General features: G+C 38.4%; 10 protein-coding genes. 2 read left to right on the forward strand and 8 right to left on the reverse strand.

Annotated features, from left to right (window positions below; translation table 11 throughout):
- Both Q0257_RS07950 and Q0257_RS07955 read left to right on the forward strand, forming a co-directional pair.
- A partial coding sequence (locus Q0257_RS07950) for a glycosyltransferase (protein WP_298023749.1) occupies positions 1–419 on the forward strand: 419 nt, incomplete at its 5' end.
- A 252-nt stretch (positions 420–671) separates the two neighbouring features.
- Positions 672–1,472 (forward strand): O-antigen ligase family protein, encoded by an 801-nt coding sequence (locus tag Q0257_RS07955; RefSeq protein WP_298023752.1) that lies wholly within the window; start codon positions 672–674, stop codon positions 1,470–1,472.
- A gap of 43 nt (positions 1,473–1,515) precedes the next feature.
- Here the strand turns inward: Q0257_RS07955 and Q0257_RS07960 are convergent, their stop codons facing one another.
- From Q0257_RS07960 to Q0257_RS07995, 8 genes are all read right to left on the reverse strand, one after another.
- The gene (locus Q0257_RS07960; protein ID WP_298023755.1) at positions 1,516–2,367 is read right to left on the reverse strand and encodes an ArdC-like ssDNA-binding domain-containing protein; all 852 of its coding nucleotides are present in this window, start codon (positions 2,365–2,367) and stop codon (positions 1,516–1,518) included.
- A 41-nt stretch (positions 2,368–2,408) separates the two neighbouring features.
- On the reverse strand, positions 2,409–2,603 hold the full coding sequence (locus tag Q0257_RS07965) for a hypothetical protein (protein ID WP_298023758.1): 195 nt from the start codon (positions 2,601–2,603) through the stop codon (positions 2,409–2,411).
- Between the two features lie 190 nt (positions 2,604–2,793).
- A complete protein-coding gene (locus tag Q0257_RS07970) occupies positions 2,794–4,728 on the reverse strand; it encodes a type IV secretory system conjugative DNA transfer family protein (protein WP_297997908.1) in 1,935 nt (644 codons plus the stop codon).
- On the reverse strand, positions 4,721–5,131 hold the full coding sequence (locus Q0257_RS07975; protein ID WP_298023761.1) for a plasmid mobilization relaxosome protein MobC: 411 nt from the start codon (positions 5,129–5,131) through the stop codon (positions 4,721–4,723). The genes Q0257_RS07970 and Q0257_RS07975 overlap by 8 nt, the downstream gene beginning before the upstream one ends.
- Entirely contained in the window at positions 5,128–6,075 is a 948-nt protein-coding gene (locus Q0257_RS07980; RefSeq protein ID WP_002952532.1) for an ATPase, T2SS/T4P/T4SS family, read from the reverse strand. The genes Q0257_RS07975 and Q0257_RS07980 overlap by 4 nt, the downstream gene beginning before the upstream one ends.
- 1 nt (position 6,076) lies before the next feature.
- Positions 6,077–6,289 carry a hypothetical protein gene (locus Q0257_RS07985; RefSeq protein WP_297962510.1) on the reverse strand — a complete coding sequence of 71 codons (213 nt, stop codon included), beginning with the start codon at positions 6,287–6,289 and terminating at the stop codon, positions 6,077–6,079.
- A 12-nt stretch (positions 6,290–6,301) separates the two neighbouring features.
- Positions 6,302–7,495: a DNA type IV secretion system protein ComB10 gene (locus Q0257_RS07990; RefSeq protein ID WP_298023764.1), complete on the reverse strand. Its 1,194-nt coding sequence runs from the start codon at positions 7,493–7,495 to the stop codon at positions 6,302–6,304.
- Between the two features lies 1 nt (position 7,496).
- On the reverse strand, positions 7,497–8,475 hold a 979-nt coding region (locus Q0257_RS07995; RefSeq protein WP_298023767.1), incomplete at its 5' end, for a TrbG/VirB9 family P-type conjugative transfer protein.

Here is an 8,475-nt window from a genome sequence, read left to right on the forward strand (position 1 = left end):
ATAATGAATTGGTAGAAAAAATAAAAGAATTAGGCTTGCAAGATTATGTTATATTTACAGGGCAAATTAATAATGTTAGTGATTATTATAATGCGATGGATATATTTGTTCTTCCAAGTCTATATGAAGGCTTACCAGTTGTAGGAATAGAAGCACAGGCAAATGGACTTTTGTGTGAATTTTCTACAGATATGACAAAGGAAACTAAAGTATTAAATACTACAAGATTTATAAGCTTAAAAGAAACACCAGAAAATTGGGCCCAAATAATATTAGAAGACTATAATAATTTTAAAAGATTAGATGGTTTTGATGAGATGACAAAAAATAATTTTAATATTATTGAAGAAGCGAAGAAATTAGAAGAATATTATGCAGGAAAATGTAAAGAAAGTTCACTAAAGATAAGGAGAGGTTAAGATTAATGAGGAAGATAACAATTAGGCCCCAAAAATTGATTTATACAGTAATATATGCAATAATATTTTTTGCACTTATAAAGCCAGACTCATTGGAACATTTAGGTTTTAAGTGGCTTGCAAATATATTAGTAGGAGTAGATATCTTATTAATTTTAGTTTTATTAACACTTATGCTTAGAGGAAAATTTAAAATGAGTAAGATGACAGGTTTAATATTCTTGTTTTTTGTATTCCGGATTTATTGTAACTGTGTTATATTCGAATAATTTATTTAGCTGGGTTAAAGTTGCAGGACCTGCAATAGCCATATGTTTATTAACAGATAAAGAAATGCAAAATAGCAATAATGTATATTTTGAAGGAATGTTTTGGATACTTGCAATATGCTATTTATTGAATTTATTTTCAATAATAATATATTATCCAGAAGGAATGTATAGATTAGAAAAAGTAGTTGGTGACTTGTACTTAATGGGATATGATAATAGTATGATATATAATTTACTACCATTATGTGGAGTTTCATTTATATTGTCATATAAGAAGTATGGAAAATTAATAACAAAATATTCTATTTTCGCACTTGCAATTACATTTATTTCAGAATTTTGGGTAATGAGTGCATCAGGGGTATTACAAATACTATTTTTTGTTATGTTATTATATATGCTTAGGAAAGAAAGTAAAATAATAACACCTGTATTTATATTTTGGCTTTTTTTTATAATTAGTATAGCAATAAACATATTTAGCATTCAAAATGCTTTTTCATGGTTAATTGTTGATATATTAAATAAAGATCTAACATTAACAAGAAGAACTTTTTTATGGGAATATGCCATGCAAGTAATAGCAAAAAATCCAGTAATAGGAATAGGATTTGGAGAAAAAAATATAATGGGGATATACGAAAGAGAATATTCACACCCACATTCAATGTTACTAGATATATTGGTAAAAGGTGGGGTAGTACTTATGACAATATTTATACTGATATTAAATAATTTTACTAAAAAATTCAAAAAATCAAGTAACATTTTAATTCCTTAAATTCGGGGGCTTTCGCCCCGATCTACCCTAAGTTTGACTTAACCTATCTACCTTGCTCTATGCTGTTATATTGTTGCTTGATTTGCTGCTTAGCTTTTTGGGCTTCTTTGGACATATCAAGCCTTTGCGCCGGATTATAATAATCTACGCCTTTGATTTGCGCCATAGTTAGGTTGTTTAGCTGCTTAGCTAAATTTCCACCTATTCCCAAAGTTTTGCCATAGTCGACCCTTGCTTCATATGCTTGGTCTTTTGCGGCTTCTCGGTAGTTTTGTATTGCCGTTAGATCCCGCTCTTTGATTTTTTCTTCGTTTAGCCCGTCGAATTGGCTTACGTGATAGAGCGTTTTCGTCTCCAATCGCGGTTTAATCGGGATTTTTTCCTTAACAACGTATGTAATCGCTTTGCCGGTATTTTCGTCAAATCTAACGTTTCCCTCCTTATCTTTTACGGTCGCTATAACTTCGTTGCCGTTTTTGTCTAATTTAGGTCTCATTTTATGATCTGCGATATAAAGCATTTTGACGCCCTCGACTCTTGCCTGCAGGCCGTTTTTGGTCTTTAAAATTTCACCGGTTTGCTCGTCGTGCTTGAGCTTGAGTACCCCACCCATTGCATTTCCTTGCTCCATCGTTACGAACTGCGCTTTTTCATAGCCTCTTATAGCCATTTCAGCCCTTAAAAGCATGCTAGTCTCTCTTGAGTACGTCTTGCCGGTTAGGGCATTGTAAGGCATAGTATTGTCTACTTCTTCCTTACTCATATCCCTTTGCCAGTCCGCTTTTGCGGTCTTGTGGGCTTCGAAGAGCTTATATTTCATGTATTTATCAAAGCTCTCTTTTTTCTCGACATTACTCATTTGCTCCCAACTCTTTTTCTCTTGTTCTGTTGCCATTTTTTTATCCTTACATCTGTCGTTTACTCATAGCTTTTGGGCTATGAGTCGGTGTTAGGCTCGTCTTGCTCGTCGATCTCCATGCTTTGGTGGGACTTATTTAAATATTCCCACTCCTTGCTTTCGCCGTCGCTGAGTTCAAACTCGCCATCTTCGCTTGTTGCAAATCGCTCGGCAAGATTTTTCTCATACTCTTTGTATGCCTTTTCTTGCTCTTGCTTCTCTGCATAGGTCATTGCTTACTCCTTAGGGTAGATTTTAGAGCTTTGGGCTCTAATTTAAATCTTCGATAAAAATTTAGATTAGAGCTCTTAAGAAACAATAAAACATTTAAAAATAAAATTATGTATAATTTAAATTTAGAAAAAATAAAAATATTATATTTTTAAATTTTTTACTAAATTTATTATAAAAATTTATAAAATTTTACTCCCTATCCACTTTAATTTTTAGAGCTTTTAACAACTCGTCTCTTTGTTGTTTTTTATCATCCGCCGGCTTGATTTCGCTCTGGCTTAAATTTGCGTTATTTTCCGCAGTTTTCGCTTCGCCCTCCGCCTCTTTTTCGCTCCCTTTTTTAGCGATATGAACGTCTTGCGGCGCGGTCGCCTCATTTGGCTCGGCTTTTACTCCCACTTCTAGCTTGTCCGCTCCTTTCCACTGCGCCATCTTGAACCAATAAGGCACTTTTGCCTTGATAGGCATCTTATAAAAGCCTTTAACGAGGATTAAAATATCGCTGCTGTCTTGGTTTTTCAAATCTTGGGCGGTTACTAGCTTTTTGGCTTCCTTACTCCTTGAGATATTGCTTTTAAATAGCTCCATATTGCCTTGCGATTTGCTGATTTTAATATTTGTGTAGTCGCCTATTAACTTGCTCGTATCCTCTGCGTCTTTGTCACTATTCATGTTAAAAATTACGTGATATCCACTGTTATTTTTTACAATATTCATATCGTCTTCGCCGTAGTATTTTTTGATCTGCTCGTAACTTTGCGTAACGAAAACCGGTAAAAGCCCGTAGCTTCTGCAAAGTGCGGGGGCTTCTAATAAAAATGGCATCTTGCCGAAGCGCACGAACTCATCCCCAAAAAAGTATATAAATCTCTCAGGATCACTACACTCTTCTCCGCTCATTAATTTCTTAAATAATGTTTCTATGAAAATACGAATTAAAGGAGCTAAAATTTCGATATCTTCGGTCTGAACGACTACGTACATCGATATTCTTTTCGCTCTTAAATCCTCGAACGTAAAGCTCATCTTGCTGGTTGCGTTGGCTACTTGCGGATTGCTAAAAACCGTCATAAACGTGTCGTATGTCGATTTTATACTTGCAAATTCATTATCTGCGGCCCTTGCATACGCTCTAGCCTGATTTCTCGTGCTTTCGTCGATACTTTCGTCAAAGCTTGTCTGTTTCAGCCAAATTTTAAAAGTATCTACGTCATAGTCTCTCTCTCTTTCTTGCTCGGGATCATCTTCGTCTATCTCTTTCATTGCCTCTTCGCCGAATTTTTCGTCCAAATACTCGAAATAATCGGCTTTTGGAGCTTGTGCAAGTTGGGCTAGCGTAGCATGTTTGTCTTTTTGCATAAAATATTCGGCGAAAAATACAAACATCGTTCTTGCCGATTTTATCCAGTGGTCGTTTTCGCTGCCTTTTTCGCCTACGAAAATGGTAGAAGCTATCTGCTCGGCCAATTTCTTTATGTGTATATACTCCATGTCTTTAACGATCGAGCGGTCGAACGGGTTAAAAAATAGCGTATTATCCCAGCTAAAAGGGGAGAATAGCTGAATTTCGTTATTGAAGTATTTTTGCCTATACCCGGCCGTCTTTTTGTATAACTCGCCTTTGATATCCAGCGTTACGCAAGAATTAGGCACGCTTAATAAATTCGGGATAATCATGCCTGCCGTTTTACCGCTTCCCGGAGGCGCTACAACTAGCGTCGAGAGCGGCTGCGTAGCCCTTAAAAACTGTGGATTATCGCTATCTATATTGTGACATCCTAGCACTAAGCCATTTTTATAGTTTATGTTCATTTTAGGGAAGTCTTCTGGCGTTGCGAACCTTGCCGATCCGTAATCTTCGCCGTCTCTAAAATACGGCAATAGCCACCACGTAAAGACTACCAAAAACGGGGCGATCAGCGTAAATAATGCGACGTAAGCCTTTAATTTTAGCGTCGGCGCGCCTATATTTATTAAAATTTTATACGCCACTGCGGGTACTTTTATCAAATCCGGATTAAAAATAACCTTGACTACCGCCAAATATAGCACTACGCCCATTATAAGCGAAACGAAAAAAGCCCAGGCCCATCTTTTGGCGGTAAAACCTTTTGAACTATCCATTTTCCTCCCCTTTTGCCCCCTCATTGCTCGGCGTTTTTACACGCTCCACTTCTATTTTTATTTTTAAATCTTCAATTTTTGCGCTTAGTTCTTTTATGGCTGCCGCAAAGTCTCGCATATTCTTTTCTAGGTCGTTTTTAGCTTCTTCGGGACCGGTAATGTTTGCATTTAGATGATAAGCGATTTGATTTAAATTTGCCCCCAAGCGACCGAATTCTCGTAAGAATTCGCTTATTATTTCGTTATTCGTTTCTATCTGTTCTAGCACGTCGGCATATTTTTCTATATGCACCAGCTTCCGAACTACCGCCGATTTGCTTTCGTTGCGCCTTTGAGATAGGCGTTTTAGTACTCTTACGTCAGCTTCGGTAAAGTATATAAAATGCGCGGCTACTTTTCTCATGCTACGATCTTTGCAATGTCTAGTTCTTTTAAATTTAAAATATCGGTCACGACTCTTTGGTTTTTTACTCTAGCTATTTGGATAATGTAGTCAATCGCCGTGACGATAAGGCTATCTAGCATGCGATCATCCACGCTTGATAGGCCACCTCCTAAAATAATATTGGTTTTAATGGCCTTTATGGCGTCTTTGGGATTATTTGCGTGCAAGGTACTTAAATTTCCAGCATGTCCAGTGTTGTTTACTCTTAAAAACGAAAAGGTATTACGGATGTCTATCTCGCCCAAAAATAGCCTATCTGGTCGCAAACGCATCGCATTATCGATCGCTACCTGATAGCTGTAAATTTCGGTGGCGATTTTCGGTACGGCCAGCTGCGTTTTATTTACGTTTTCTACCCTCAGCTCTTGGCTGTCCTCTATGGTGACTACTCGCTCGCCCGGGTCTATTTCTCCCATTAACGAGTTTAAAAAACTGGTCTTCCCGCTTCCAGTTCCGCCGCTTAAAAGTACGTTTTTCTTATCCCGGATCAGCTCTTTGATTTTTTCATAAGTCCAGCCCTCGTTTATCACGTTTTGACTTAATGTAAAGCTTTCTAGTTTAAAGGCCTCTTTGCTCGGTATTCTTATGCAAATTGCGATATCGCTATTAAATAGGCTCGATTTATGCTGCGCTTGAACGCGGTAACGCAAAAACGGATCGGGCAGCTCGCACGAAAGATGGCAATGCGTTTCATCGAAGCGCTGATTTCTCCTAGTGGCCAGCTCGATCAAAAAATTATTTAGAAATTTAATATCTAGCTTTGGGTCTTGTACTATTTCCCAGTGGTCGCCGTAGTCTATGTTGATTTCGCACGGCCGATTAAATATCAGCTCATTTGCCCGTAGGGTCAAATACGGCTTTAAAACACCTAAAATATTATTTAAAATTATGCTTTCGCTCATTTTACTCTTCTTGGCTTGCTTCCGTTGCGCTCGCGCCTGCTAAATCGTTCTTCTCTTGCACTAGCTTTTCTAGCTTCTGCCTCTCTTTTGCGGCGCTTGCTTCAGCCTTTTCGGTAATTTTTAGCTGATTTGCTATGCGTTTTAGTAGTCTATCGTTTGCTTTTTTATTTTGTAGCTCAGTCTTAACTTGGCTTTTGATTTGCTCGTATTGCATCGGTTTTCCCCTTTAATCGTTAAAATATTGCATCATCACTTCGCCGTCTTTCGGCTTCGCAAACCACATGTGATTTGTAGGCACTAAAAATATACGGCTTCCGCTTTTGATTTCGATGGTCGGCTTAATTTGGCTTTGCTGCTGAATTATGTCTTGTACCACGCTGCTTACGTCGCTTCTGGCGTTCGAGTAAATTTCGGTAGCGTAAGAGTTGTTTGAATTTCCCATTTTTGAGGCTATACCTAAAAGTAAGGCATTCGTAATCGTTGAGATTGAGTAGGCTATGCCGTAGCGTTCCCAATATTTATTATTTATCGCTCCTACAACTCCGTTCATTCCCATATTATCGGCTGCCATTGCATCGGTGAGTAATATATTTATGCCTTGCGGCGTGATTATTTCGCGCCACCTGATTTCTAACCTCTCATGCCCGATTTTAGTATCGTTAGTATAAAAACCTATCACTTTGCTTCCGCGAGGAATTAGCACTGCTCGCCCCATTGCGGCATATATGTCTTGCTCTATTTGAGCCGTTACTATTCCGCTTAAATCCGAGCTTATCGCGCTCGTTAAAATTGCTGGGATTAGCCGTCCCGCTCTAATGGTGCGGTATAGCCTGTGCTCGTTTGTGCTGATATCTATACTCTTTTGATTTGAGAAGCCGTCGGCGCCGTATTTTTGGGAGTTTTGATTTACGTTTTTTATTTCGTTGTTGCGATTAGCTAAAATTTGAGCTCTTATTAGCTCGCGCATTTTGTTTTCATAGGCAGCCTGGTTGTCTTTTCTTATTTCTTGTTTCAGACTCTCTTGCTTGGCTTTTAGCTCTTCTTGCTTGTCTCTAGCGCGTTGCGCCATTTGCTCTTGCTCTCTTGTCATGTCTTCCGGCGTAGCAGTCGGTGCACCGGGTACGGTCTGTCCGGATTGCTTTTTGGCTTCAAGCTCTTCGATTTTCTTCAAAATTTCGCCTAAATTTTGCCCGTCTTGGCTTGGTGCTTTTTTCCCAGCTTTATAAATGTAGTCATCAACCGGAAATTTTGAATTTTCAAAAAGATGGTTTAAATCCTTTTGATTTTGCAAATTTCTTATTTGCTCGTCTTGCTGCTCTTGCCCGGCCGCTTCGTTAAAAATCTCCTCCGCCAAAAGGGGAGAAGAAATTATACTAAGCGTCGTAAGGCTTAAAAGCAGCGTTTTCTTCCCCTTTTTCATTCTAAAATCCCCTTGCTTTCTTTACGGATTCATTATATTTTTCTTGATTTTTTGTTATTGTTTTGCTATGTTCTTTTTGCCTTTGTTTTATGGCTTCTTCATCGGTGTTTAAATTCTTTCTTATCTCTTTTCTTAGTTTTTCAGCCTGCGTTTCTTTACGATCTACGCATACGTAGCTATCACCGCTTTTAATCGTAAATTTCGGATTTATAGTCTCCGCGATTATGTAATCGCCTATTACCCTCGTTTCTACCGGACTATCTTGCTTATCGATGACTGCGTAAATGGTAGGAATTTGCGGCATTTCGTCTTTTGAATACTTAAAATACGTAAATTTCTTATCGCTAAAAATTTCAGCCGATAGTAGCCACTCGTTTTCTTTTTCGGCTTTTTGCGTATATCCGCTGTAAATATCGCTTTTTTTAACTTTCAGCTCGGCTATTCCGTCTTTTATGGTTAGATACTCTTTGTTGTCGGTTTCAAGTTTAGCCAGCTTGGCTTTTTGTGTTTCGCCGTCTTGTATGCGAACTATGAAGCTTGGATCGCTTGAATTTTTATAATCCGTTGAAAAAATATAAAAGGTGTGGATTTTTCCGTCGCTCGTAAAAATCGTTAGGCTCGTATCGATGCCGATTAACTGCGGAATTATCGCAATGGCGTTAGGCTGGCTCGGGATTTGCTCTATTTTAAAGCCGGTTTGGTCGCCTAGCACGAAATTGTCTATCTCGCTATCAAATATCAGCGTCGTAGCCATTGCGTGGCGCGTGCGAATTTTGATGGTTTTATCCGGCTGATATTTGACTACTTGCGTATTTTCGTATCCACTGTATTTCTTTGAGTGAAATTTTTGCTGCAATGCCTTTAAATCTTGATTGCGGATGGCGTTTTTCATAAGCTCCAGCTCGTCTTTGCCTATCTGCCTATCCGAACCATCGGGACTTTCCCATGCGAAGATTTCACGGCTGATGGATGCCGAGACG

This window comes from uncultured Campylobacter sp., from assembly GCF_938018035.1.
In the GTDB taxonomy this organism is placed as follows: Bacteria; Campylobacterota; Campylobacteria; order Campylobacterales; family Campylobacteraceae; genus Campylobacter_B.

Bases quoted from the DNA above. Each gene is read 5' to 3' on its own strand.
- Q0257_RS07975 (WP_298023761.1), bottom strand. From the start codon at position 5,131: ATGAGAAAAGTAGCCGCGCATTTTATATACTTTACCGAAGCTGACGTA.
- Q0257_RS07980 (WP_002952532.1), bottom strand. From the start codon at position 6,075: ATGAGCGAAAGCATAATTTTAAATAATATTTTAGGTGTTTTAAAGCCG.
- Q0257_RS07990 (WP_298023764.1), bottom strand. From the start codon at position 7,495: ATGAAAAAGGGGAAGAAAACGCTGCTTTTAAGCCTTACGACGCTTAGT.
- Q0257_RS07960 (WP_298023755.1), bottom strand. From the start codon at position 2,367: ATGGCAACAGAACAAGAGAAAAAGAGTTGGGAGCAAATGAGTAATGTC.
- Q0257_RS07965 (WP_298023758.1), bottom strand. From the start codon at position 2,603: ATGACCTATGCAGAGAAGCAAGAGCAAGAAAAGGCATACAAAGAGTAT.
- Q0257_RS07970 (WP_297997908.1), bottom strand. From the start codon at position 4,728: ATGGATAGTTCAAAAGGTTTTACCGCCAAAAGATGGGCCTGGGCTTTT.
- Q0257_RS07985 (WP_297962510.1), bottom strand. From the start codon at position 6,289: ATGCAATACGAGCAAATCAAAAGCCAAGTTAAGACTGAGCTACAAAAT.